Origin of the sequence: Micromonospora sp. CA-244673 (assembly GCF_050948395.1) — a bacterium.
Lineage (GTDB): Bacteria > Actinomycetota > Actinomycetes > Mycobacteriales > Micromonosporaceae > Micromonospora.
In genome coordinates this window covers 1,933,041-1,955,966 of the sequence record NZ_CP192019.1, presented here as the reverse complement: position 1 = coordinate 1,955,966, position 22,926 = coordinate 1,933,041, and the positions used below count along the sequence as shown (strand labels likewise).

Below are 22,926 nucleotides of genomic sequence, written 5' to 3'. Positions count from 1 at the left end.
CGTGGTCGTGCACCGCGGCAGGTGGACCCTCCAGGACCGGGCCGACGACGTGCTGCGGCCCCTGCCGGTCACCGTCGCACCGGGCACCGCCGCGCTCACCGTCCGGCTGGACTATCCCCGCGAGGCCGGGGTGCTCGACCTGGGCTGTGTCGGGCCCGGCGGCTTCCGGGGCTGGTCGGGGGGCGCCCGCGACGGCTACACCGTGGCCGCCGACTGGGCCACCCCCGGCTACCTGCCGGGCGAGCTGGAACCCGGCGAGTGGCAGGTGCTGCTGCGGTTGCACCGCATCCCACCGGACGGGCTGGACTACGAGGTCACCGCCACCACCAGCACCACGCCGCCGCCCGCGCCACCCGCACCGGCGGCGCCACCGCGCCCCGACCGCCCGCCCCGCCGCGACCTGCCCGCCGTCGACGGCCGGCGCTGGCTCGCCGGTGACCTGCACGCGCACACCGTGCACAGCGACGGCAGCCAGACCATCGACGAGCTGGCCGCGCTCGCCGCCGCCCGCGGCCTGGACTTCCTCGCCGTCACCGACCACAACACGGTCAGCCACCACCCGTGGCTGCCGGACGCCTCCGCCCGCTACGGCATCACCCTGCTGCCCGGCCAGGAGGTGACCACCGACCGGGGGCACGCCAACGTGTTCGGGCCGGTGGGCTGGGTCGACTTCCGCCGCCCGCCGGACGAGTGGCTCGCCGCGGCCCGGCGCGACGGCGGGCTCATGTCGGTCAACCACCCCCTGGGCGGCGACTGCGCCTGGCGCCAGCCGCTGGCCGAACGCACCACGCTGGTCGAGGTGTGGCACTCCGGCTGGTGGGACCGCACCTGGGGCGCCCCCCTCGCGTGGGCGCAGGCGTGGCGGCCGGACGTCGTGGCGATCGGCGGCAGCGACTTCCACCGCCCCGGCGACGACGCGCCGCCCGGCTCCCCCACCACCTGGGTGCTCGCCGACCCGGACCGCGCACCCGTCGACGCCGTGCTGGACGCGCTGCGCGGCGGCCGTACCGCTGTCTCCGCCGACCCCGGCGGGCCGCTGCTGCTGCGCCTCGGCGACGAGCTGCTGGCGCTCGACGCCGACGGCGCGCTGCTGGCCTACCCGGACGGCCGGCACCGGCTGGTCCGCGGCGACCGGTGCCTGCTGCCGGCCGGCGACGGGCTGCACGTCCTGGAGTCCCACCGCATGGAGGTGATCGCACTGTGCAGCTGACCGCACGCACGCGGGTGGCCGGCGCCCCCGTCAACTACGGCATCTACCAGCCCACCGGCGCACCCGTCGGCCCCGAGGACCTGCTCGCGGCGCTGGCCCGCGACGGCTACACCGGGGTGGACTCCGGCCCGATCGGCTACCTCGGCACCGGCGAGACCCTCGCCCGGCGGCTGGCCGCCGCCGGCATCGGGCTGGCCGGCGGCTGGGTCGACCTGCGCTTCGCCGACCCGGCCGGTTTCGCCGAGGACCTGGCCCAGCTCGACGCCGCGCTCGACGTGTTCACCGCCGCGCCGGTCGACGACCCCCGGTTCGCGCCCCGGCCGACCCTGGCCTGCCCCGGCAACCCGGGCCGGATGGCCCGGCCGGGGGTCCCGACCGATCTGGCGTCGGCGCTGCCCGCCGCGGCCTGGCCGGACTTCGCCGCCCGGGTGCAGCAGGCCGCCGACCGGTGCCGCGACCGCGGGCTGGAGCCGGTGTTCCACTACCACCTCGGCACCGACGTGGAGACCGAGGCGGAGGCCGACCGGCTGCTCGACCTCACCGACATCGCCGTCTGCCTGGACACCGGGCACCTGGCGCTGGCCGGCGGGGACCCGGTGGCCGCCGTACGCCGCTGGGCCGGCCGGATCGGCCAGGTGCACCTGAAGGACGCCGACCTCGCCGCCCACGCCCGGGCCCGGGCGGCCGGCGGGGGCCTCATGGACGTGGTCGCCGCCGGCGGCTTCTGCGCCCTGGGCCGCGGCGACGTCGACTTCGCCGGGGTGTTCGCCGCCCTCGACGACATCGGCTACACCGGCTGGCTGGTCGTCGAGCAGGACGCCCCCGAGGGCGGGGACCTCGACCGCATCCGCGCCGACCAGCACGACAACCGGCGGTGGCTCGAGGAGGCGCTGCGATGACCGAGCCGGGCAAGCGGATCCGGATCGCGGTGGCCGGGCTGGGCATCATCGCCCGCACCGTGCACCTGCCGCTGCTGCAGCGCCGGAGCGACCTGTTCGAGATCGTCGCGCTGGCCGACCTGTCCCCGTCCCGGATGACCGAGCTGGGCGAGCGGTACGGCGTCGAGCCCGCCCGCCGCTACACCGATGCCGCCCGGATGGTGACCGACGGCGGCTGCGACGCGGTGCTGCTGGCCACCTCCGGCTCGCACGGCGACCTGGCCGCGCTGGCGCTGCGCGCCGGCCTACCCGTGCTGTGCGAGAAGCCGCTGGCCTACACGCGCGCCGAGACGGCCGTGCTGGCCGACCTGAGTGCCGGCAGCCCGGCGCTGATGGTCGGCTACATGAAGCAGTACGACCCGGCGGTGGCCGAGGCCGCGCGGCTGCTGGCGGAACTCGGCGGCGCGGAGCGGGTGCACGCCGTGGAGGTGACCGTGCTGCACGCCGGCGGCGACCGGCAGCTCCGCTTCGCCAACCTGCCGCCGGCCGCCGGCGACCTGCCGCCCGACGAGGTGGCCCGGCTGTCCGCCGCCGACCGGGCGCTGCTCGACGCCGCCGTCGGCACCGACCCGGGCGCCCGCGCGCTCTACCAGATCCTGATCAACAGCATCTCGCACGACCTGTCCCTGCTGCGGCTGTTCACCGGGGCACCGGCCACCGTGGAGCAGGTCGCCACCTGGCCGCTCACGCCGGACGGGCCGGCCGAGCCGTCGGTGGAGATCAGCGGCCGGCTGCCGGACGGCGCCCGCTACGGCATCCGGTGGCTCAACCTGCCCGACTACCCCGCCTACCGGGAGACGGTCACCCTGCACCACGCCCGAGGCTCGCTGGAGCTGGTGTTCCCCTCGCCGTACCTGCTCAACGCGCCGACCACGCTGACCGTGGTGGACGAGCACGGCGGCGGCGAGCGGCGGGCCGCGTACCGGTCGGTGACCGAGGCGTTCGAGCAGGAACTTGTCGCGTTCCACGCGATGGTCACGGCGGGCGCCGCGCCGCTGACCGGCATCGCCGAGGGCGCGGCCGACGTACGGACCAGCCAGCAGGTGGTACGCCGCTACGGTGAGCTGACCGGGGCGGCGATCGGCGGAGAGGCGGCAAGCTGATGACGCGACCGACCGAGATCATCGTGGTGCCGCACACCCACTGGGACCGGGAGTGGTACGAGCCGTTCCAGCGGTTCCGGCTGCGGCTCGTGGCGCTGCTCGACGACGTGTTCGACCGGATGGAGCGCGACCCGCGGCAGCGGTTCACCCTGGACGGGCAGCTCGCCGCGGTCGACGACTACCTGGAGGTCCGCCCGGAGCGGCGGGAGCAGGTGATCGACCTGGTCCGCGCCGGCCGGCTGTCGGTGGGCCCCTGGCAGATCCTGCTCGACGAGTTTCTCTGCTCCGGCGAGAACATCGTCCGCAACCTGGAACGCGGGTTGGCGCGCAGCGCCGAGCTGGGCGGCGCCATGCCGGTCGGCTACCTGCCCGACATGTTCGGCCACATCGCCCAGATGCCGCAGATCCTGGCCGGCGCCGGGCTGGCCCACGCCTGCGTGTTCCGGGGCGTGCCCGAGCGGGTGCACAGTCACGCGTTCGCCTGGCAGGCGCCCGACGGCACCACCGTCCGCACCCAGTACCTGCCCGGCGGCTACGGCAACGCGGCCGGCCTCATGGACGACGCCGCGCAGGTCACCCGCCGCGCCGGCGACCTCGCCGACCGCCTCGCCGAATGGCGGCCGGCCGGCGACGACACCCCGGTCCTGGCCATGTACGGCACCGACCACGCCGCACCGGCGCCGGACGCCCCCGACCTGCTGGCCACCGCCGACGTGGCCGGCACCCGGCTGCGGCTGGGCACCCTCGCCGAGTACTTCGCCACCCAACCGGCCACGGTCGACGGGCTGCCCGTGGTGCGTGGCGAGCTGCGCTCGCACGCCCGGGCCAACATCCTGCCCGGCGTGATCTCCGTCCGCGCGCACCTGAAGCAGGCGATGAACCGCGCCGAGCGGCGGGTCGAACGGTACGCCGAACCGCTCGCCGCGCTCACCCACGACGGGTCCGTGCAGCGCTTCCTCGACATGGCCTGGACCCGGCTGATCGACGCGAGCTGCCACGACTCGGTCACCGGCTGCGGCTGCGACGAGACCGCCGAGCAGGTCGCCGCCCGGCTCGCCGAGGCCGACCAGCTCGGCCGGGCGGTCTGCGACCTGGTCGGCGCGCGGCTCTCGGCCGCCGTGCCCCGGGACGGTCACCTGCTGTTCAACCCCACCCCGGCGGCGCGTACCGCCCTGGTGTGCCTCGACGTGGCGGTGCCGGCCGACGGCGCCGTGGCGCTGGCCGACGCCACCGGCCGCAGCATGGCCACCCAGGTCCTCGACCGGAGCCGCACGCTGCTCGCCGACGACGTGGTGCCGGCCGCCGAGCTGCCGGCCGTCCTCACCCGGGTGCACGGCCGGGAGCTCTACGGTCAGGAGGTCACGGCCTGGTCGGTGTCGCCCGAGGACGCCACCCTCACCTTCGAGGTGGCCCGGCACGGCGACCCGGCCTTCGACGTGGAGGACGTCCGGCTGGCGCTCGCCGCCGCCGGGCAGCCCGACCGGTGGCGGGTACGGATCCTCGCCGCTCCCCGGGCCACCGTGGCTGCCCTGGTCGACGTGCCGCCGCTGGGGCACGCCGCGGTCCGGCCGGCGCCGCTCCCGGCGACCGCCACGCCGGCGTCGGACCCGGTGACGGTTGCCGGCCGCAGCCTCGACAACGGCCTGCTCCGGGTCGACGTCGCGGAGGACGGCACCCTCGCGCTGTCCACCCCGGACGGGGTGACCGTGGACGGGGTCGGCCGGATCGTCGACGGCGGCGACGTGGGCGACAGCTACAACTACGCCCCGCCGGCCGCCGACGAACTGGTCGACAAGCCGCGGGCGGTGCGGACCGTGGTGCGCCACGACGGGCCGCTCGTGGCCGTCCTGGAGGTGGTACGCGAGTACCGCTGGCCGGTGGCCGCGGACGTCGACGCCGGCTCCCGCTCGGTGGACCGGGAACCCGTCACCGTGACGACCCGGGTCGAGCTGCGCCGCGGCGAGGGCTTCGTCCGGCTGCGCGTCGAGTTCGACAACCGCTGCGACGACCACCGGGTGCGGCTGCACCTGCCGCTGCCGTCGCCGGCCGACACCTCGTACGCCGAGGGCCAGTTCGCCGTCGTGGCGCGCGGCCTGACCGCCGAGGGCGGTGGCGGCGAGGTGCCGCTGCCCACGTTCCCGGCCAACGGGTTCGTGGCGGCCGGCGGGCCGGACGGCGCGCTCGCCGTGCTGCTGACCCAGCCCACCGAGTACGAGCTGACCGACGCCGGCCGCGAGCTGGCGGTGACGGTGCTGCGGTCGATCGGGATGCTGTCCCGCAACCGGCACGCGCTGCGCGACGAACCCGCCGGCCCGCAGCTGCCCACGCCCCAGGCACAGTGTCGCGGCACCCGCACGGTCGAGCTGGCGGTGCTGCCGTACCGGGGCGCCTGGCACGAGACGGGTGTGCTGGCGGCGGCCGAGGCGTACCGGCACGAGCTGCTGTCGTTCCCCGGCACCGCCGACCCGGCCACCGCGCTGCCCGTGCCGGCGGTCGGGCTCGCCGTCGACGGTCCGGGCGTCGCGGTGACCAGCGTGCGGGACCGGGCGGGCCGCACCGAGGTGCGCCTGGTGGCGCAGACCCCGGTGGACACCACCGCCGTGCTCGGCGGCGCACCGGTACGCGGGGCGTGGCGGGCCGACCTGCTCGGCCGGGCCGGCGAGCCGCTCACCGTCGACGCTGAGGGGTCGGTCCGGCTGCCGCTGCGCGCCTGGGAGATCGCCACGGTGCAGCTCGACCTCACCTGACCCGCCGCCGGCTCATCCCTTGCGCGGCGCCGGCGGCACGGCGTTGTCGACGTCGAGCAGGCCGGCGTCGACAACGGCCCGGCTCAGCGGCCGGGTCAGCTCGGCGAGGCGGGCGCACCCGTCGGCGCCGAGCACCGCGTACGCGGGCGTGGCGAGCCGGTCGGTGGCCGCCTCGATCCACGCGCGCTGCGCCCGTCCGCTGTCGGTCAGGGTGGGCTCGTCGCCCTCGACCAGCCCGCGCCCGCGCAGCCGCTCGACCGCGTCCGCCCACTGCTCGCCGGTCCAGCCCCGGGTGCGGCGCAGGAAGCGGACCGACACCTCGCCGGAGGCGGCGTGCAGCACCAGCGCCTCCAGCCCGGTCAGGCCGGCGAGCACCAGGGCGGCCACGTGCCCGTCGCCACGGAACTCCCGCAGGAGCGTCTGGGCCTGCCAGAGGATCAGGTGCGGCTGGTCCGGCCAGGGCAGCGCCGCGTGTGCCGCGAACAGCGGCCGCCCCTCGGGGTGTGCGGTGGCGGCTTCGGCGGCGCGGCGGGCCAGCTCGGCGGCCTCGACCAGCTCCGGGGCCCGCACCGCGTCGCCGAGCGCCCGGGTCAGGGCCGCGTCGGCGGCGTCCCGCCGGGCGGCCAGGACGGCGGCCGGTGTCGCCCGCTCCCAGGCGGCCGGGAGCACGCGGGCCACGAGGTCCGGGCTGAAGTTGAAGAAGCTGGCCACCACCGGGCCGGGACCGACCGGTCCCAGGGCGGCCGCGCGGGAGGCGAAGTAGCCGGCCGGGGCGGGGAGGCCGAGGGCGGCGTACCGCTCGTGCGCCTCCGGCACGAAGTAGATCATCGCGTGCAGGGGCTCGGTCACCCGCCAGGCGCGGCGCACGACGGCGGGATCGAGCGCCTCCGGTTGCTGCCCGCCCGGATCCGCCAACGCTGTCAGGTCCGCCATGTCACTGCCTTCCGCCGGGAACGTTACCGACCGGTAGGTTCCCATGCCGGCGGCGGCCTGTCACCCCACGGGTGCGACGGCTGCCTGGTGGGGGCCTTTTGCTCAGGTCAGCGGCGTGTTCTCATACCGGGACGACGACTGTCACCGGCCCGCTTGCGGCAACCCTCGTCCACTCAGGTCGGTGGCTCCATCCGGCGAAAGGTGCAACGATGCACAGAAGATCCACCTTCCAACTGGCGGTCCTGACCGCCACCGCGGCGACATTCCTGGGTGCCGGCGGAGCATCCGCCGCGGTGGGCACGGCAGCATCCGTGACCGCCTCCGCGGGCGTGACGGCGTGCGCGCCGGGCCAGGGGCACAGCGCGGCGCGGGTGAGCGAGGGCGCCACCGCCCAGGAGCCCGAGCTGTATTCCAAGAACGAGGCGAACGCCTACGGCGTGATCAAGGACGCGCCGCGCCTGCCCAACGGCAGCGTCACCGTGCCCACGGTCTTCCACATGATCTCCGACCACGCCCTCAGCGCGGCCGAGACCAACCGGTGGAACACCCTCATCGCGGCGCAGATGAAGGTGCTCAACGACTCGTACGCGGGCCGCACGGCGTCGGACGCCTCCGACACGCCGTTCCGGTTCTCGCTGGTCGACACGACGTGGACGGTGAACAGCGACTGGTACACGGTCGTGCCCGGCAAGAACGAGCGGGACATGAAGAAGGCGTTGTACACCGGCGACGCCCGCACCTTGAACGTGTACGCGGCCAACATCGGCGGCGGCCTCCTCGGCTGGGCGTACTTCCCGAAGGGTTACAACAACGGCCGGGACTACATCGACGGCGTGGTGATGCTCGACGAGTCGATGCCGGGCGGGACGGCGGGCAAGTACGCCCTCGGTGACACGCTGACGCACGAGGTCGGGCACTGGCTGATGCTGGAGCACACCTTCGCGCACGGGTGCTCCGCCTCGGGCGACTTCGTCGCGGACACCCCGCGGGAAGCGGCGCCGCAGTTCAACTGCCCGGTCGGCGCGGACACCTGCACCGCACCCGGGCTGGACCCGATCCACAACTTCATGGACTACACGCAGGACTCCTGCATGAACATGTTCACCGCCGGACAGGCGGACCGGATGAGTGACGCCTGGGTGGCGTTCCGGTCCGGCGGCGGCAAGTAGCACCGGGTACCGGGGGTTGACGGGCCGCGACCAGCGGCCCGTCAACCCCTTCCGGGTACGGCGCCACGAAATGCCGCTCGGCGTTCACGGTCCGCGGCCGCTGGTGCCCGATGCTGGGACCGTGACAGAACCCGCTGGCAGGCCAGGAAGGTCATCACCGTTCGGCATGGAGCGGGATCCTTCGCGGGTCGTCGCGTTCAGCGACGCGGTCATCGCCATCGCCGTCACGCTGCTCGTCCTGGAGATCCGTCCACCGGAGGACAGCCGGCACCTGCTGCACGGCCTCGTCACGCTCTGGCCGTCCTACCTGGCCTACGTCGTCACCTTCATGTTGATCGGGCAGGTGTGGGCCAATCACCACGTCATGTTCGACCAGATCCGCACCGCCGACCGGACGGTGCTGTTCCTCAACACCGTGCTGCTGATGGACATCGCCTTCCTGCCCTTCGCCGCCTCGATTCTGTCCCAGGCGTTCCGCGACGGGCACGGAGAGCGCGTCGCCGTCGTCCTCCACGGCGTCACGTTCGAAGTGGCGGCGATCCTGTTCAACGTCATCTGGGCGTACGCACGCCGTCGTCCCGGGCTGCTCGTGACCACCATCGACTCCGCCGGCGCCCGAGCCATCACCCGGCGCTTCCGGCTCGCCCTCACCTGGATCGCCGCCGGCACGCTGGTGGGCGCCCTCGTTCCCGCTCTCGGCGTCGCGGTGATCGCCGCGTTCATCCCGTTCTACTGGCTGCCGATCCGGGGCGAGACCGGCCGGGCGGGGCCCCGCCGTGGCCGGGTCGATCCGGCGTGACCGCGGGTGGCCGGAAGGACTCACTCACCCGGGCGGTGTCGAAGTTCCGAAACATCCCGAACGGCCGCTTTGACGCCTTCATCATGGCAACGAGACAGGACACGAGCGCCAGGAGGCAACGAGATGAAGCGTCGACGGAGCAGGCGGCGGTCACTGCTGCAGGCAGCGATGATCACACTGACGGCAGTGGTGGCGGGGGCGGCGGTGCTCCGCGCCGGGCGCCGGCACGCCGCGGGAGACATCCCGGCGGGCGCGCTTCCCGTCCGGGGCGGTGACGGCACGGAAACGACGGTCTCCTCGCCGCCGCTCGGCGCGTCGCCGATCCTCACCCGCTCGACGGACTGAGCCCGCCGCTATTTGACCTTGCGGGTCGAGCGGGCCACGATGCCGTCGTACTCGGGGTGCTTCTCCAGCCAGCCGCTCAGGAAGGGGCAGATCGGCACCACGGTCCGCCGGTTGGCCCGCGCGTCGTCCATGACGGCCCGGGCCAGGAGCGAGCCGACGCCCTGCCCCTCGAACTCCGGGGCGACCTCGGTGTGGGTGTAGGCGATGATGTTGCCGCTCAGCTGATAGGTGACCAGGCCGGCCGTCGCGCCCGCCTCGTCCCGCGCCTCGAACCGCTCCCGCTCGGGCACGTCCGTCACCGTGAAACCCATCCCGCCATCCAACCACGGTGCGATGGGATCCACCGCCGGAAGTGACCGCGGCGACAGCGCGGTCCTGGACAGCTACAGTTAACAAACCTAATAATTGTGCATCCGTCGATACGTCCGACGGCCCACCCCCGTACCGGGAGGACCGGATGCACCGCACCGCCCGTACCCCGTTCCTGGCCGCTCTCGCGGCGCTCGCCACCGCCGCCGCGACCGTGGCGCTCGCCGGCCCGGCGCTGGCCGCCGGCCCCACCGCCACCTTCGCCAAGACCTCCGACTGGGGCACCGGCTGGGAGGGCAAGTACACGATCACGAACGGCGGCGCCAGCACCATCACCGGCTGGCAGGTCGCCTTCACCCTGCCGGCCGGCACCACCCTCGGCTCCTACTGGGACGCCACGGTCAGCAGCGCCGGCCAGCGGCACACGTTCACGAACCGATCCTGGAACGGCACCATCGCCCCCGGCGCCTCGGTGTCGTTCGGCTTCCTCGCCACCGGGTCCGGCTCGCCCACCGACTGCACCCTCAACGGCGCCCCGTGCGGCGGCGGCACCCCGACCACCCCGCCGACGACCACCGCACCGCCCACGACCAGCCCGCCGCCCACCACGACCCCGCCCACCACGACCCCGCCGTCCACGCCACCGCCGACGAACCCGCCGCCGGCCGGCGGGCTGCCGAAGCACGCCCTCATCGGCTACCTGCACGCCAGCTTCGCCAACGGCTCCGGCTACCTGCGGATGGCCGACGTGCCCGCCGACTGGGACGTCGTCAACCTGGCCTTCGGCGAGCCCACCTCGGTCACCTCCGGCGACATCCGCTTCCAGCTCTGCCCCGTCGCCGAGTGCCCCAACGTCGAGAGTGAGGCGGAGTTCACCGCCGCCATCCGGGCCAAGCAGCAGCAGGGCAAGAAGGTGCTGCTGTCCATCGGCGGCCAGAACGGGCAGGTCCAGCTCACGACGGCCGCCGCCCGGGACACCTTCGTGCGGTCGGTGTCCGCGATCATCGACCGGTACGGCCTCAACGGCCTGGACATCGACTTCGAGGGCCACTCCCTCTACCTGAACCCCGGCGACACCGACTTCCGCAACCCCACCACTCCGGTGATCGTCAACCTGATCGCGGCGATCCGGACCCTGAAGCAGCGCTACGGCGCCGGCTTCGTCCTCACCATGGCCCCGGAGACCTTCTTCGTGCAGCTCGGCTACCAGTTCTACGGGCCGGGCCCGTGGGGCGGGCAGGACCCCCGCGCCGGGTCGTACCTGCCCGTGATCCACGCCCTGCGCGACATCCTCACGGTGCTGCACGTGCAGGACTACAACTCCGGCCCGATCGTCGGGCTGGACAACCAGTACCACACCATGGGCGGCGCCGACTTCCACATCGCGATGACCGACATGCTGCTCGCCGGCTTCCCGGTCGCCGGGAACGCCAGCGCCGTGTTCCCGGCACTACGGGAGGACCAGGTCGCCTTCGGGGCGCCGTCGTCGACAAGCGCCGGCAACGGCTACGTCGCCCCGGCGGGCGTGCAGCAGGCGGTCACCTGCCTGGTGAAGGGCCAGAGCTGCGGCGGCTACGCGCCGCGCAGCGGCACCAACCCGGGCTTCCGCGGCCTCATGACGTGGTCGATCAACTGGGACCGGTACTACGGCTGGGAGTTCCGGCTCCAGCACGGCCCCTTCCTGAAGGCCCTGCCCTGATGCCCTGCCGGTCGCCCCGGCCGCACTGACCGGCCGGGGCGACCGGCCAGCATTCGTCCGCCGAAATCCGAAAAAAGATGGGCCCGAAAATCACAAAGAAGGGAGCACCTGCTCCCTTCCACCTCCAACGTATATCGCACCTGGGGGCTTGCGGCAAGACCCCGGTCGTGCCGCAGAATCACCCGCCGAAGCCAGCTACCTGCGAAAACGGGGTGGCGGAACGGCGCCGGTGACCGGCGGCGCCATCGCGGCCCCAGATCGGAAATGGTGCGTTGAATCCCCTGACCAGCAGCGTGTTCGACCTTCCCGACCGTCTCTCCGCCAAGGCCGACCCGACGCTGATCGCCCGCGACGAGGAGCACTTCGCGGTCCTGGCGGAAAGCATCGAGCGGTTGTCCGCCGACCTGTCCGAGCGCCTCGACGCCGCGCGCCGGGCGCCCGGCGGCAAGGGCCGGCAGGCGTCGGACCGGGACGAGGAGGTCCGCCGGCTGACCGCCCGGCTGCGCACCCTGCATCGCTACGGCGTGGACCTGTGCCTCGGGCGCATGGTCGGCGCCGACGACGGCGAGCCCGTGTACGTCGGACGGCGTGGCCTCACGGACAGCACGGGTCGCCGGCTGCTGCTCGACTGGCGCTCCCCCGCGGCCGAGCCGTTCTTCGGCGCGACCCACGCCAACCCCATGGGTCTGGCGAGCCGCCGCCGGTACCGCTGGACCCGCGGCCGGATCACCGACTACTGGGACGAGGTGTTCACCTCGGACGGGTGGGAAGGGCACGCGGCGCTCGACGACCAGTCCGCCTTCATCGCCAGCCTGGGCGGCAGCCGGTCGAACCGGATGCGGGACGTGCTCGGCACCATCCAGGCCGACCAGGACGCCATCATCCGGGCGGGGTCCCGCGGCGCCCTCGTCGTGGACGGCGGTCCGGGCACCGGGAAGACCGTCGTCGCCCTGCACCGCACCGCCTACCTCCTCTACGCCGACCCGCACCTCGGCCACCGCCGGGGCGGCGTGCTGTTCGTCGGTCCGCACCAGCCCTATCTCGCCTACGTCGGTGACGTCCTTCCCAGCCTCGGCGAGGAGGAGGTGCAGACCTGCACCCTGCGCGACCTCGTCCCCGAGGGCGCCGAGGCAACCGTCGAGACCGACCCGGACGTGGCGCTCCTGAAGTCGTCCGCGAACCTGGTCACGGCGATCGAGGCGGCCGTCCGGTTCTACGAGGAGCCGCCGGCCAAGGGGATGACGGTCACGACCGACGAGTCCGACATCTGGTTGAGCGCCGACGACTGGGCCGCCGCGTTCGACGCGGCGGATCCCGGCACCCCGCACAACGAGGCGCGCGAGCAGATCTGGGAGGAGCTGCTCACGATCCTGACGGACAAGCATGACGGCGACGAACCGGCCGACCAGCTCCGCGGGTCACTGCTGCGGAACCGGGAGCTGCGGACCGCTTTCCACCGCGCGTGGCCGCTGCTCGAAGCGCCCGACCTCGTCGGGGACCTGTGGTCGGTTCCCGCCTACCTGCGGAAGTGCGCCCCCTGGCTCAGCCCGGACGAGGTCCGGACGTTGCAGCGCGCCGACCCCCGGGCCTGGACGGTGTCCGACCTGCCACTCCTGGACGCGGCACGGCAGCGGCTCGGCGACCCCGAGGCGTCCGGGCGTCAGCGCCGGCACGACGCCACCCTGGCGGCCGAACGTGCGCGAATGTCCACGGTCGTCGACGAGCTGATCGAGGCCCACGCCTATGACGACGGTGAAGGTGTGCTGTCGAGCCTGCGTCAACTGGACCTCCAGGATGCCCTGGTCGACGAGGCCGGACTGCCCAGCGCAGACCCGGACCTGCTCGCCGGCCCGTTCGCGCACGTCGTGGTGGACGAGGCCCAGGAACTGACCGACGCGGAGTGGCAGATGCTGTTGCTCCGCTGCCCGTCCCGGAGCTTCACCATCGTGGGCGACCGCGCCCAGGCCCGGCACGGGTTCACGGAGTCGTGGCAGGAACGGCTCGAACGCATCGGGCTCGACCGGGTCAACCTGGCCACGCTGAGCATCAACTACCGGACGCCGAAGGAGGTCATGGCGGAAGCCGAGCCGGTCATCCGGGCCGTGCTCCCGGACGCCAACGTGCCGACCTCCATCCGCGGCAGCGGCGTCCCCGTCGTACACGGGTCCGTGTCCGAGCTGGACTCCATCCTCGACACCTGGCTCGCCGCGCACGCCGAGGGTGTCGCCTGCGTCATCGGCGACCCGGAGTTCCGGGCGACGCCCCGGGTCCGGTCGCTGACCCCGGAGCTGTCGAAGGGGTTGGAGTTCGACCTGGTCGTCCTCGTCGACCCCGAGGCGTTCGGTGACGGCATCGAGGGCGCGGTGGACCGCTACGTCGCGATGACCCGGGCGACCCAGCAGCTCGTCGTGCTCACCAGTGCCGGACCGGTGATCGCCCGGCGATGATGTCACCTCGCGGCCCGCTCGCCGGTCGTACCGGGTGGAGTGATCGGCACGGGAGGGGACGATGTGGAGCCACAGCAACAAATCAGACAGGTGTACGCCACCTCGGCGGCCCGCCTGGTGGCGCAGGTGTACGGAATGACCGGCGACTACGCCGAGGCGCAGGACGTGGTGCAGGAGGCGTTCGTCCGGGCGCTGGCCCGGCCGGGCCGGTTCCGCGAGGTGGCCAACCCGGAGGCCTGGCTGCGGACGGTGGCGTTGAACGTCGCCCGGTCCCGGCACCGCCGGCGGGTGCTGCTGCACGGGCTGGTCCGCTCCGGTCGCCTCGACCCGGCGCAGCCCAGCGCACCGGCGCTGTCCCCGGACCACGTCGCGCTGGTGGCGGCGTTGCAGCGGCTGCCGCGTACGGCCCGGGAGACCGTGGTGCTGCACCACCTCGCGGACCTGCCCGTCACCGAGGTGGCGACCGCGATGGGCTGCTCGGTGGAGGCGGTGAAGACCCGGCTGGTCCGGGCCCGCCGCGCGCTCGCCGAGCATCTCGGCGAGGACGACCGGGCCCCGCTGGTGCCGGCGGCCTCCCACGGTGTCCCGACCCGCCCCGACCGGAAGGCCCGCCATGCCTGAGCTGAACTTCGCCAGCCTCAACGCCGCCGCCCAGGCCGGGTTCAAGCCGCACTTCGAGCAGGTCGTCGCCGCGGCGCGCCGGCGCCGTCGCCGTCGGCAGGTCGTGACCGTCGCCACGGTCGCACTGCTGCTCGCCGGCTCCGGGGCCGCCGTGGCGGCCCGGTCCGGCGACTCCGGCCCGACGGTGGGCCGGTTCGCCGCCGACCGTACGCCGGAGTTCATCCCCGACCCGGGTGGCACACCGACCCCGGGCACCGGCCCGCAGGTCGCCACCGGCCGGCCCGCCGCCGGCGACCTGACCCACGTCTACCTGCGCTGGAGCGAGTGCCAGAGCTGTCCCCTGAAGTGGGCGGGCACCGACGACGGCGGCCGGCACTGGCGCACCGGTCCGCTACCGGTACCGGCGGACGCCATGGTGGACCTGAGGGCGGCCGGACCGCGCACCGTGGTGGCCCACTACCTGTCCCGGTCCGCCCCGGACAGCAGGTCCGCGCGTTGGATCGCCAGCGCCGACGGCGGGAACACCTGGCGTGAGGTGACCGTGCGGCCCGTGGACGCGCTACCGACCGGCTGGCGGGTCCTCGGCCGGCAGCCCGGCCCCACGTACGACCCGATCATCGCGGCCGACCCGGCCACCGGCGACCTGGCGCAGCTCACCCGTAAGTCGGCCCTGCTCAACTCGGTGGTGGTCGAAAGCGTGCCCGCCGCGGCCGGTCTGTGGGTCAGCGGCTTCACCGGTGAGCGCGTCGAGCACGGCGGCCGGATCGTCGGCACGGGCGGCGCCGTCGAGGTGAGCCGCGACGGCGGGCGTACCTGGGCCCGGCACGTGTTCCCGGACGACCTCGCCGCCTCGGACGACGTCGGCGGCCCGGCGGTCGCCACTCGGGACGGCCGCACCGTCTACGCGCTCGGCCGGGTGCGCGGCGCCCTGGTGATCTGGCGCAGCACGGACGGCGGCGGCACCTGGAAGCGGACCGCCGCGACGGCCAGGGTCGGCGACCGCACGATCCACGCGGCGGTGCGGCCCGACGGTGTGCTGGTGGTCCAGGCCGGCATCTCCGCCCGGGAGAACCCGCTGATGTTCGCCAGCTCCGACGGCGGGGCGACCCTGCGCCCCGCGCCGCTGGGGCCCGGCGCCGACCCCCGCCCGGTGGCGGACGGGTACGTGCAGACCGGCTGGCCGGACAGCGAGGGCGCCTGGCTCTCCACCGACGGCGTCACCTGGACGTGGCTCGACCCGCCCGAGCTGCCCTGACCGGATCGGGTGCTCCCGGCGGTACGGCCGCCGGGAGCACCCGCGGGGTGTACGTCGGCGCAGAACGGGTAATCCCGGGCGCTCAACCGCCGTGCCGACGTGTCAGGGGGACGTGTGTTCGCCAATCCCGAGGAACTGCTGCGTTACCTCGCCAACGAGGACGTGAAGTTCGTCGACGTTCGTTTCTGTGACCTGCCCGGCGTGATGCAGCACTTCAACCTGCCGGTGGAGTCGTTCGACGACAGCGTCTTCACCGACGGCCTCGCCTTCGACGGTTCGTCGATCCGCGGCTTCCAGACGATCCACGAGTCCGACATGCTGCTGCTGCCGGACGTCACGTCGGCGTTCATCGACCCGTTCCGCGCGCAGAAGACCCTGGCGTTGAACTTCTTCATCCACGACCCGTTCACCCGCGAGGCCTACTCCCGCGACCCGCGCAACGTGGCCAAGAAGGCCGAGGCGTTCCTCGCCGCCAGCGGCATCGCCGACACCGCCTACTTCGGCGCGGAGGCGGAGTTCTACATCTTCGACTCCATCCGCCACGAAACCTCCGCCCACCAGTCGTTCTACTACATCGACTCGATCGAGGGCGCCTGGAACTCCGGCCGCGAGGAAGAGGGCGGCAACCGCGGGTACAAGACCGCCTTCAAGGGCGGCTACTTCCCCGTCCCGCCCGTCGACCACTACGCCGACCTGCGCGACGCGATGGTCCGTCGCCTCGTCGACGCCGGATTCATCGTCGAGCGTTCGCACCACGAGGTCGGCACCGCCGGCCAGTCGGAGATCAACTACAGGTTCTCCACGCTGCTGCACTCCGCCGACCAGCTGCAGCTGTTCAAATACCTGATCAAGAACGAGGCGTGGGCCGCGGGAAAAACCGTCACCTTCATGCCCAAGCCGCTGTTCGGCGACAACGGCTCCGGCATGCACACCCACCAGAGCCTGTGGCTCAACGGTGAGCCGCTGTTCTACGACGAGACCGGCTACGCCGGCCTGTCCGACACCGCCCGCTGGTACATCGGCGGCCTGCTCCACCACGCGCCCTCGCTCCTGGCCTTCACCAACCCGACCGTCAACTCCTACCGGCGGCTCGTGCCCGGGTTCGAAGCCCCGGTCAACCTGGTCTACTCGCAGCGCAACCGCTCCGCCTGCACCCGGATCCCCGTCACCGGCAGCAACCCCAAGGCCAAGCGGGTCGAATTCCGCGTCCCCGACCCCTCCAGCAACCCGTACCTCGCGTTCGCCGCGATGATGATGGCCGGCCTCGACGGCATCAAGAACAAGACCGAGCCGCCGGCACCGATCGACAAGGACCTCTACGACCTGCCGCCGGAGGAGTGGGGCGACGTCAAGCAGGTCCCGGGCTCGCTGCCCGCCGTCCTCGACGCCCTGGAAGCCGACCACGACTACCTGCTCGACGGCGGCGTGTTCACCCCCGACCTCATCTCCACCTGGATCTCCTTCAAGCGGACCAACGAGGTCGACCCGGTGCGCCTGCGGCCCACCCCACACGAGTTCGCCCTGTACTTCGACTGCTGACGGGCGGCCGCCCGAGGTCACCGGATGCCGTGGGACTGGAGCCAGAGTTCCAGCAGGCCGAGCTGCCAGAGCTTGTTGCTGCCGGCGGCGGCCTGCGCCCGGTCCGGCTCGGCGAGCAGTTCGGCGACGTACTCTGGCCGGAACAGGCCGCGTTCCCGCGCGGCGGGCGCGGCGAGGGCCTCCGTGACGAGGTGCCGCACCGGCCCGTCGACGTTGCGCAGGGCGGGCACCGGGAAGTAGCCCTTGGGCCGGTCGATCACCTCGGCCGGCAGCGTCTCCCGGGCCACCTCCTTGAGGATGCCCTTGCCGCCCTGCGCCACCTTGTGCTCCGGGGGGCAGGCGGCCGCGAGGGCGACGAGATCCTGGTCCAGGAACGGGGTACGCACCTCCAGCCCCCACGCCATGCTCATGCTGTCCACCCGCTTCACCGGGTCGTCCGGCAGCATCAGGTGGGTGTCCAGGCGTAGCACCGCGTCGAGGGCGGTGTGCGCGCCGGGTGCGCCCAGGTGCGCGGCGAGCAGCTGGCGGCTGGCGTCGTGGTCGCAGGCGTACGCCGGGTCGACCACGAGGTCCAGCTCCGCGTGGCTGCGGTCGAAGAACGCGGCCGCGAACGCCTCGGCGGCACCGTCCCGGGGCACCTGCGTGAGGGGCTGGTGGTAGGCGTACCCGGCGAACACCTCGTCGGCGCCCTGGCCGGACTGCGCCACCTTCACGTGCCGGGCCACCTGCTCGGAGAGCAGGTGGAAGGCGACGACGTCGTGGCTGCCCATCGGTTCGGTCATCGCCACGATCGTCCGGCGGACCGCCGGCTCCAGGTCGTCGTTGCCGAGCTGGATGCGGTGATGGTCCGTGCCGAAGGTCCGGGCGACCAGGTCCGAGTAGTGGAACTCGTCGCCGCTCTCGCCGCCCCGGCTGTCGAAGCCGATGCTGAACGTCTGCAGGTGGTGCTGCCCGGCCTCGGCGAGCAGGGCCACGATCATGCTGGAGTCCAGCCCGCCGGAGAGCAGCACCCCGACGGGCACGTCGGCCACCAGCCGCCGCCGCACCGCCGTGCGCAGGGCGTCACCGACCGCGGCCTGCCAGTCCCGCGCCTCCATGCCGGCGTGCGCCGGGTCCCGCCGGTAGTCGGGCTGCCAGTAGACACGCTCGCGGCTGCGCCCGTCGGCGTCCACCACCCGCACGGTGGCCGGCGGCAGCTTACGTATCCCCCGCAGGACGGTCCGGGGCGCCGGCACGATCGAGTGCCAGGACAGGTAGTGGTGCAGCGCCACCGGGTCGATGCCGGTGTCCACGTCGCCGGCGGCCAGCAGCGCCGGCAGGGTGGAGGCGAAGCGCAGCCGCCCCGGCGATTCGGCGAGGTAGAGGGGCTTGATGCCGAGCCGGTCCCGGGCCAGCACGAGCCGGCGCCGCTCCCGGTCGACCAGCACGACCGCGAACATCCCGACGAGGTGGTGGACGAAGTCCTCACCCCACTGCGCGTACGCCACGAGGATGACCTCGGTGTCGCTGGTCGAGCGGAAGGTGTGCCCGGCCCTCCGCAGTTCGTCGCGGAGCTGCGGGTAGTTGTACACGCAACCGTTGAACACGAGCGCCAGGCCGAGATCCTCCCGGACCATCGGCTGGGCTCCGGCATCGGAGAGATCGATGATGGTCAGCCGGCGATGGCCGAGCGTGATCCACCCGTCGTTCCACAGGCCCTCCCCGTCGGGCCCCCGGGACCGCATCGCCTCGCTCATCCGGGTCACCGCGTGGCCGTCTGGCACGGCTCCGTCGAATCGCGCCTCCCCGCTGATCCCGCACACCCTCAGGGCACCTCCTCTGGCCTGCCGGAAGACACGAACAGCGCTTGCCCGTCACCGCCGGACCGGTGGCACGGCCCATGAGAGGCCGCGACTACCCGTTGGGCACGTGGCGAAACGGACCCCGAAGGGTGACGTCGGCTTCGTCGAAAACGGCATCGAGAACGCCAACGGCGTCGGCGTCTCCTTCTTCGCCCTGGCCGCGTGGGTGACCGTCGACGCCGGCCGCTCGCTGCTGGCCGGGGCGACGCGGACGCCAGCCCGGTCGGCATCGGACGGCTGCTGCGCCGACGGGAAGGTGTGAGCCGCGGCGACGAGGTGCGGTGACGCCCCGGAGCCCGCACGGCAACGTACGAAAAACGGCAGTTCTCGCAGGTGGTGTGGCCTTAGGCTGCAATCGGGCGGGGGCAGGCATGAGCGATGACATCGAGGCGTTCTTCGTGGCGCTACCGGCGCGCGGGCGTGCCATGCTGCCACCACGGGTTCGCGGCACGCTGCGCGTGGACCTGGTGACCCACGGCTCGACCGACCACTGGTACGTCGATCTCCGCGCGGCGGACCAGGTGGTGGTGAACCGGGACGTCAGGGCGGCCGACGCCGTGCTGACGACGACGCCGGCGGTGTTCGTCCGGCTGGTGCGGGGCGAGTCCCCCGCCACGGCCATGCTGCTGCGCAACGAGGCCACCCTGGTCGGCGACGCCCGGCTGATCCTGGCGTTCCGGCGATACTTCCCGCCACCGGGAGGCACCGGCGATCCGCGGGAGGGCGCGCAGCGGCGGGCTCTCCACGGGCGGGCGTGGCGCGAGCGCCTGCGAGCCGGGCTGGTGTGACCGGATGGCGACGCGGAAGTCGATCAGCATCCTGGACGGGAACACCTTCCTGGTCTGCGACGACCGTGGCGACGTGGATCCGTCGCCCAGCGTGCCGACCGGTCTGTTCTCCTACGACACCCGATTCCTGTCCACCTGGCGGTTGAGCGTGAACGGAGAACGGCTGCACGCGCTGTCGGTGGACGACATCCGGTACTTCGAGAGCCGTTTCTTCCTCGTGCCGGGCGAACCGACCCACTATGTCGACGCGACGGTGTCGGTGATCCGCGACCGCAGCATCGGCGGCAGCTTCACCGAGGACCTCGCGGTGCTCAACCACACCGACGCGGAGACGACCCTGACGGTACGCGTCGACATGGCCTCCGACTTCGCCGACATCTTCGAGATCAAGAACCCGCAGGGCAAGAAGGCGCCGGTGCAGGCGATCGTGGAGAAGGGACAGCTGCGGCTGCGCTACCGCCGGGACAGCTTCCACCGCGAGACCGTGATCTCCAGCTCCGCACCCGCCCGGGTCGACGCGGAGGGCATGACGTTCGAGGTGTGCGTACCGCCGCAGTCGGAGTGGCAGACCCGGTTGCACGTACGCACGCTCGTGCTGGGCGCACACGAGCGCGACTTCCGCGACAGCCTTGAGCTGCGCCAGGCCCGGTCCCCGGCCGAGCTCGACGAGCAGCTGCGGCAGTGGACGGCGACCGCGCCCCGGCTGAGGTGCGACAGCCCGTCCGTCACCACCGCCTACCGCCAGAGCCTGGTGGACCTGGCCGCCCTGCGCTACACCTCCATCACGATGGCGGAGGAACTGGTCGCCGCCGGGCTGCCGTGGTTCATGACCGTGTTCGGCCGGGACAGCATCTTCACCTGCCTGCAGGCCCTGCCGTTCACCCCGCAGCTCGTGCCCGCCACCCTCGGCACGCTCGCCTACGGCCAGGGCAGCCGCCTCGACGACTTCCGGGACGAGGAGCCCGGCAAGATCCTCCACGAGCTGCGCTACGGCGAGTCCGCCGGATTCGAGGAACAACCCCACTCCCCGTACTACGGCGCGGCCGACACCACTCCCCTGTTCGTCATCCTGCTCGACGAGTACGAACGCTGGACCGGCGACGGCGCCCTGGTGTGCGCCTACGAGTTCGAGGCCCGGGCCGCCCTCGACTGGATCGACACCTACGGCGACCTGCTCGGCACCGGCTACCTCTGGTACGAGACCCGCAACCGCGACAACGGTCTGGTCAACCAGTGCTGGAAGGACTCCCCGGACTCGATCTGCTACCGCGACGGGCGCCTGCCCCCGTTTCCCCGCGCGACCTGTGAACAGCAGGGCTACGCCTACGACGCCAAGATCCGGGGCGCCCGCCTGGCCCGGCTGTTCTGGAACGACCCCGCCTACGCCGACCGGCTCGAACGCGAGGCCGCCGACCTGAAGGCCCGGTTCAACGAGGAGTTCTGGATCGCCGACCGCGAGTACTACGCCCTCGCGCTGGACGCGGAGGGAGGCCAGGTCGACGCGCTGTCCTCGAACATCGGGCACCTGCTGTGGAGCGGCATCGTCGAGGAGTCGCGGGCCGGCCGGATCGCCGAGCTGCTGCTCAGCGAACGGCTCTTCTCCGGCTGGGGTGTGCGCACCCTGGCCACCGACTGCGCCCGCTACAACCCGCTCGGCTACCACGTGGGCACCGTCTGGCCGTTCGACAACTCGATCATCGCGTGGGGCCTCTGGCGCTACGGCTACCGCCGCGAGGCGGCCACCATCTGCCAGGCCGCCTTCGACGCCGCAGACTACTTCCGGGGCCGGCTGCCCGAGGCCTTCGCCGGTTACCCCCGGGCCCGCACCACCTACCCCGTGGAGTACCCGACCGCGTGCAGCCCCCAGGCCTGGTCAGCAGGAACTCCGCTGCTCCTGCTGCGGGTGATCCTCGGCCTCCAGCCCCACGACGAGCACCTCATCATCGACCCGGAACTGCCGCCCGGGCTGGGACGGCTGGAACTGCTCGACATACCCGGCCGGTGGGGCAGGGTGGATGCCCTGGGGCGCAGTCGCACCGCCGCCGACGCGGTCCCGCCGGGTGCGAGTGGCTAGAGATCGGGCGGCGCGAAGGGTCCCGCGGTCCGCAGCCGACGATCCTCCTCAGTCGCGGGGATGAGCCGGCGAAGGCAGCCCGACGCGGGCGGTCCCGCTCAGTCCAGCACCTCCACGGTGTCCCCGACGCTGACGGTGCGACCGTCGGGGGAAGGTCCGCCCGGCTCGGCCCGCACCACCATCTGAAGGCCGAAGAGGAGCTTCTGGCCGATGTTCCGCCGGGCGGCGAGCATCCGTAGCGGCTCCCGACCCCGCTCCCCGGTCTCCTGGTCGATCGTCGAGACCAGACAGCGACCGCACTCGTTGGCGCCGTGGAACACGGCCCCGCCGATCCTGATCCGCCGGCCGACCCACTCGCCCTCGGCCCACGGCGCGGCGCCGCCGACCACCACGTTGGGGCGGAACCGGCTCATGGGCAGCGGCCCCTCGGCGCTGCCCGACTCCACCAGCCAGTCGTTGAACGCGTCCAACGACGCGGTGTTGGCCAGCAGCAACGGGGTGCCGTCGGCGAAGCTCACCTCGGCGCCGGTGCCGGCCGGCACCGCCCAGGGCACGAGGTTGCGGGTGGGCTCACCGAGCCACACCAGCCGGGCGGCGCGCCCCAACAGCCGGTTGAGCCAGTCGTCCGCCTCGGGGCCGGCGGCGCGTACCGGTGCGGGCGGCCGCCCCCGGAACACCCGGACCTGGATCGCCTCACCGCCGGTGGGCTCGGCCAGATCGAGCGGGGCCAGGCCCGGCGCGTCCAGCGTCAGCCCGCCCGGCCGGGCCACCGCCCGCGTCGTCACCAGTTCCCGGTGCTGGCGCTGGGTCAGGCCGACGCCGTGTTCGTCCACGATGAGCCAGCGCCGGTCGCCGTCCAGCCCCCACGGCTCGACCCGCGCCGTGTCGCGGTCCATCCGGCGGCACCCCTTCACCGGGTACGTGTGAATCGAGGCGACCCGCATCCGATCAGGATGGCACGACGCGTCGTGACGCCGCTACAGCGCGGGTTGCCAGGCGGCCCCGAAGCCGCTCAGCGGCAGCCGGCTCTGCACCTACCCGAAGCGGCACAGGTCCTCGGCTCCGACAGGCATCGGGCGCGCCGGGAGTGCGCGATGGGCGGTACCCTC

19 protein-coding genes are annotated in these 22,926 nt (G+C 73.3%); 15 read left to right on the top strand and 4 right to left on the bottom strand.

Annotated elements, in window-relative coordinates; genetic code table 11:
* The first annotated feature begins 1 nt into the window (after nt 1).
* Genes ACQP12_RS09335 through ACQP12_RS09320 form a run of 4 tightly spaced genes read left to right on the top strand, consistent with a single transcriptional unit; the run spans nt 2 to nt 5,998 of the window.
* The gene (locus ACQP12_RS09335; protein WP_433286654.1) at nt 2-1,210 is read left to right on the top strand and encodes a CehA/McbA family metallohydrolase; all 1,209 of its coding nucleotides are present in this window, start codon (nt 2-4) and stop codon (nt 1,208-1,210) included.
* A complete protein-coding gene (locus tag ACQP12_RS09330) occupies nt 1,201-2,109 on the top strand; it encodes a sugar phosphate isomerase/epimerase family protein (RefSeq protein WP_433286652.1) in 909 nt (302 codons plus the stop codon). Before ACQP12_RS09335 ends, ACQP12_RS09330 begins: the two co-directional genes overlap by 10 nt.
* On the top strand, nt 2,106-3,251 hold the full coding sequence (locus ACQP12_RS09325) for a Gfo/Idh/MocA family protein (RefSeq protein WP_433286650.1): 1,146 nt from the start codon (nt 2,106-2,108) through the stop codon (nt 3,249-3,251). The genes ACQP12_RS09330 and ACQP12_RS09325 overlap by 4 nt, the downstream gene beginning before the upstream one ends.
* Nucleotides 3,251-5,998 carry a hypothetical protein gene (locus ACQP12_RS09320; protein ID WP_433286648.1) on the top strand — a complete coding sequence of 916 codons (2,748 nt, stop codon included), beginning with the start codon at nt 3,251-3,253 and terminating at the stop codon, nt 5,996-5,998. The genes ACQP12_RS09325 and ACQP12_RS09320 overlap by 1 nt, the downstream gene beginning before the upstream one ends.
* Nucleotides 5,999-6,010: 12 nt before the next feature.
* On the opposite strand, the gene ACQP12_RS09315 is transcribed toward ACQP12_RS09320, so the two are convergent.
* Nucleotides 6,011-6,931: an SCO6745 family protein gene (locus tag ACQP12_RS09315; protein WP_433286646.1), complete on the bottom strand. Its 921-nt coding sequence runs from the start codon at nt 6,929-6,931 to the stop codon at nt 6,011-6,013.
* 209 nt (nt 6,932-7,140) lie between these two features.
* Between ACQP12_RS09315 and ACQP12_RS09310 the strand changes: the two genes are divergently transcribed.
* The 3 genes from ACQP12_RS09310 to ACQP12_RS09300 all read left to right on the top strand — a co-directional run bounded on the left by ACQP12_RS09310 (nt 7,141) and on the right by ACQP12_RS09300 (nt 9,244).
* On the top strand, nt 7,141-8,100 hold the full coding sequence (locus ACQP12_RS09310) for a zinc metalloprotease (protein WP_433286643.1): 960 nt from the start codon (nt 7,141-7,143) through the stop codon (nt 8,098-8,100).
* A gap of 166 nt (nt 8,101-8,266) precedes the next feature.
* Nucleotides 8,267-8,899 carry a TMEM175 family protein gene (locus ACQP12_RS09305; RefSeq protein ID WP_433286640.1) on the top strand — a complete coding sequence of 211 codons (633 nt, stop codon included), beginning with the start codon at nt 8,267-8,269 and terminating at the stop codon, nt 8,897-8,899.
* 168 nt (nt 8,900-9,067) lie between these two features.
* Nucleotides 9,068-9,244: a hypothetical protein gene (locus ACQP12_RS09300; RefSeq protein ID WP_433286638.1), complete on the top strand. Its 177-nt coding sequence runs from the start codon at nt 9,068-9,070 to the stop codon at nt 9,242-9,244.
* Nucleotides 9,245-9,252: 8 nt separating this feature from the next.
* Here the strand turns inward: ACQP12_RS09300 and ACQP12_RS09295 are convergent, their stop codons facing one another.
* Nucleotides 9,253-9,555, bottom strand: coding sequence for a GNAT family N-acetyltransferase (locus ACQP12_RS09295; protein ID WP_357942602.1), 303 nt, complete (start codon nt 9,553-9,555; stop codon nt 9,253-9,255).
* A gap of 146 nt (nt 9,556-9,701) precedes the next feature.
* Here ACQP12_RS09295 and ACQP12_RS09290 point away from each other — a divergent pair, with 146 nt between their 5' ends.
* The 5 genes from ACQP12_RS09290 to glnA all read left to right on the top strand — a co-directional run bounded on the left by ACQP12_RS09290 (nt 9,702) and on the right by glnA (nt 17,114).
* Nucleotides 9,702-11,252 (top strand): chitinase, encoded by a 1,551-nt coding sequence (locus ACQP12_RS09290; protein ID WP_433286635.1) that lies wholly within the window; start codon nt 9,702-9,704, stop codon nt 11,250-11,252.
* Nucleotides 11,253-11,533: 281 nt separating this feature from the next.
* On the top strand, nt 11,534-13,699 hold the full coding sequence (gene helR / locus ACQP12_RS09285) for an RNA polymerase recycling motor ATPase HelR (RefSeq protein ID WP_433289199.1): 2,166 nt from the start codon (nt 11,534-11,536) through the stop codon (nt 13,697-13,699).
* Between the two features lie 90 nt (nt 13,700-13,789).
* A complete protein-coding gene (locus tag ACQP12_RS09280; RefSeq protein WP_433286633.1) occupies nt 13,790-14,320 on the top strand; it encodes an RNA polymerase sigma factor in 531 nt (176 codons plus the stop codon).
* Complete coding sequence (locus ACQP12_RS09275; protein ID WP_433286631.1) at nt 14,313-15,575, top strand: WD40/YVTN/BNR-like repeat-containing protein; 1,263 nt, start codon at nt 14,313-14,315, stop codon at nt 15,573-15,575. The genes ACQP12_RS09280 and ACQP12_RS09275 overlap by 8 nt, the downstream gene beginning before the upstream one ends.
* A 114-nt stretch (nt 15,576-15,689) precedes the next feature.
* Complete coding sequence (gene glnA / locus ACQP12_RS09270) at nt 15,690-17,114, top strand: type I glutamate--ammonia ligase (protein ID WP_433289197.1); 1,425 nt, start codon at nt 15,690-15,692, stop codon at nt 17,112-17,114.
* Nucleotides 17,115-17,131: 17 nt separating this feature from the next.
* On the opposite strand, the gene ACQP12_RS09265 is transcribed toward glnA, so the two are convergent.
* Complete coding sequence (locus ACQP12_RS09265) at nt 17,132-18,916, bottom strand: N-acetylglutaminylglutamine amidotransferase (protein ID WP_433286629.1); 1,785 nt, start codon at nt 18,914-18,916, stop codon at nt 17,132-17,134.
* A gap of 106 nt (nt 18,917-19,022) precedes the next feature.
* Here ACQP12_RS09265 and ACQP12_RS09260 point away from each other — a divergent pair, with 106 nt between their 5' ends.
* The 3 genes from ACQP12_RS09260 to ACQP12_RS09250 all read left to right on the top strand — a co-directional run bounded on the left by ACQP12_RS09260 (nt 19,023) and on the right by ACQP12_RS09250 (nt 21,817).
* A complete protein-coding gene (locus ACQP12_RS09260) occupies nt 19,023-19,217 on the top strand; it encodes a hypothetical protein (RefSeq protein ID WP_433289589.1) in 195 nt (64 codons plus the stop codon).
* Nucleotides 19,218-19,326: 109 nt separating this feature from the next.
* The gene (locus ACQP12_RS09255; protein WP_433286627.1) at nt 19,327-19,743 is read left to right on the top strand and encodes an SCP2 sterol-binding domain-containing protein; all 417 of its coding nucleotides are present in this window, start codon (nt 19,327-19,329) and stop codon (nt 19,741-19,743) included.
* Between the two features lie 4 nt (nt 19,744-19,747).
* Nucleotides 19,748-21,817, top strand: a complete 2,070-nt coding sequence (locus ACQP12_RS09250) for an amylo-alpha-1,6-glucosidase (protein WP_433286625.1) — start codon at nt 19,748-19,750, stop codon at nt 21,815-21,817.
* A 98-nt stretch (nt 21,818-21,915) separates the two neighbouring features.
* Here ACQP12_RS09250 and ACQP12_RS09245 read toward each other — a convergent pair whose 3' ends face one another.
* Nucleotides 21,916-22,761 carry an MOSC domain-containing protein gene (locus tag ACQP12_RS09245; protein WP_433286623.1) on the bottom strand — a complete coding sequence of 282 codons (846 nt, stop codon included), beginning with the start codon at nt 22,759-22,761 and terminating at the stop codon, nt 21,916-21,918.
* Nucleotides 22,762-22,926: the final 165 nt, after the last annotated feature.

Coding starts and splice junctions, on each gene's coding strand:
- ACQP12_RS09290 (WP_433286635.1), top strand. CDS start 9,702: ATGCACCGCACCGCCCGTACCCCGTTCCTGGCCGCTCTCGCGGCGCTC.
- ACQP12_RS09320 (WP_433286648.1), top strand. CDS start 3,251: ATGACGCGACCGACCGAGATCATCGTGGTGCCGCACACCCACTGGGAC.
- ACQP12_RS09300 (WP_433286638.1), top strand. CDS start 9,068: ATGATCACACTGACGGCAGTGGTGGCGGGGGCGGCGGTGCTCCGCGCC.
- ACQP12_RS09255 (WP_433286627.1), top strand. CDS start 19,327: ATGAGCGATGACATCGAGGCGTTCTTCGTGGCGCTACCGGCGCGCGGG.
- ACQP12_RS09295 (WP_357942602.1), bottom strand. CDS start 9,555: ATGGGTTTCACGGTGACGGACGTGCCCGAGCGGGAGCGGTTCGAGGCG.
- ACQP12_RS09245 (WP_433286623.1), bottom strand. CDS start 22,761: ATGCGGGTCGCCTCGATTCACACGTACCCGGTGAAGGGGTGCCGCCGG.
- ACQP12_RS09310 (WP_433286643.1), top strand. CDS start 7,141: ATGCACAGAAGATCCACCTTCCAACTGGCGGTCCTGACCGCCACCGCG.
- ACQP12_RS09250 (WP_433286625.1), top strand. CDS start 19,748: ATGGCGACGCGGAAGTCGATCAGCATCCTGGACGGGAACACCTTCCTG.
- ACQP12_RS09275 (WP_433286631.1), top strand. CDS start 14,313: ATGCCTGAGCTGAACTTCGCCAGCCTCAACGCCGCCGCCCAGGCCGGG.
- ACQP12_RS09315 (WP_433286646.1), bottom strand. CDS start 6,931: ATGGCGGACCTGACAGCGTTGGCGGATCCGGGCGGGCAGCAACCGGAG.
- ACQP12_RS09305 (WP_433286640.1), top strand. CDS start 8,267: ATGGAGCGGGATCCTTCGCGGGTCGTCGCGTTCAGCGACGCGGTCATC.
- ACQP12_RS09325 (WP_433286650.1), top strand. CDS start 2,106: ATGACCGAGCCGGGCAAGCGGATCCGGATCGCGGTGGCCGGGCTGGGC.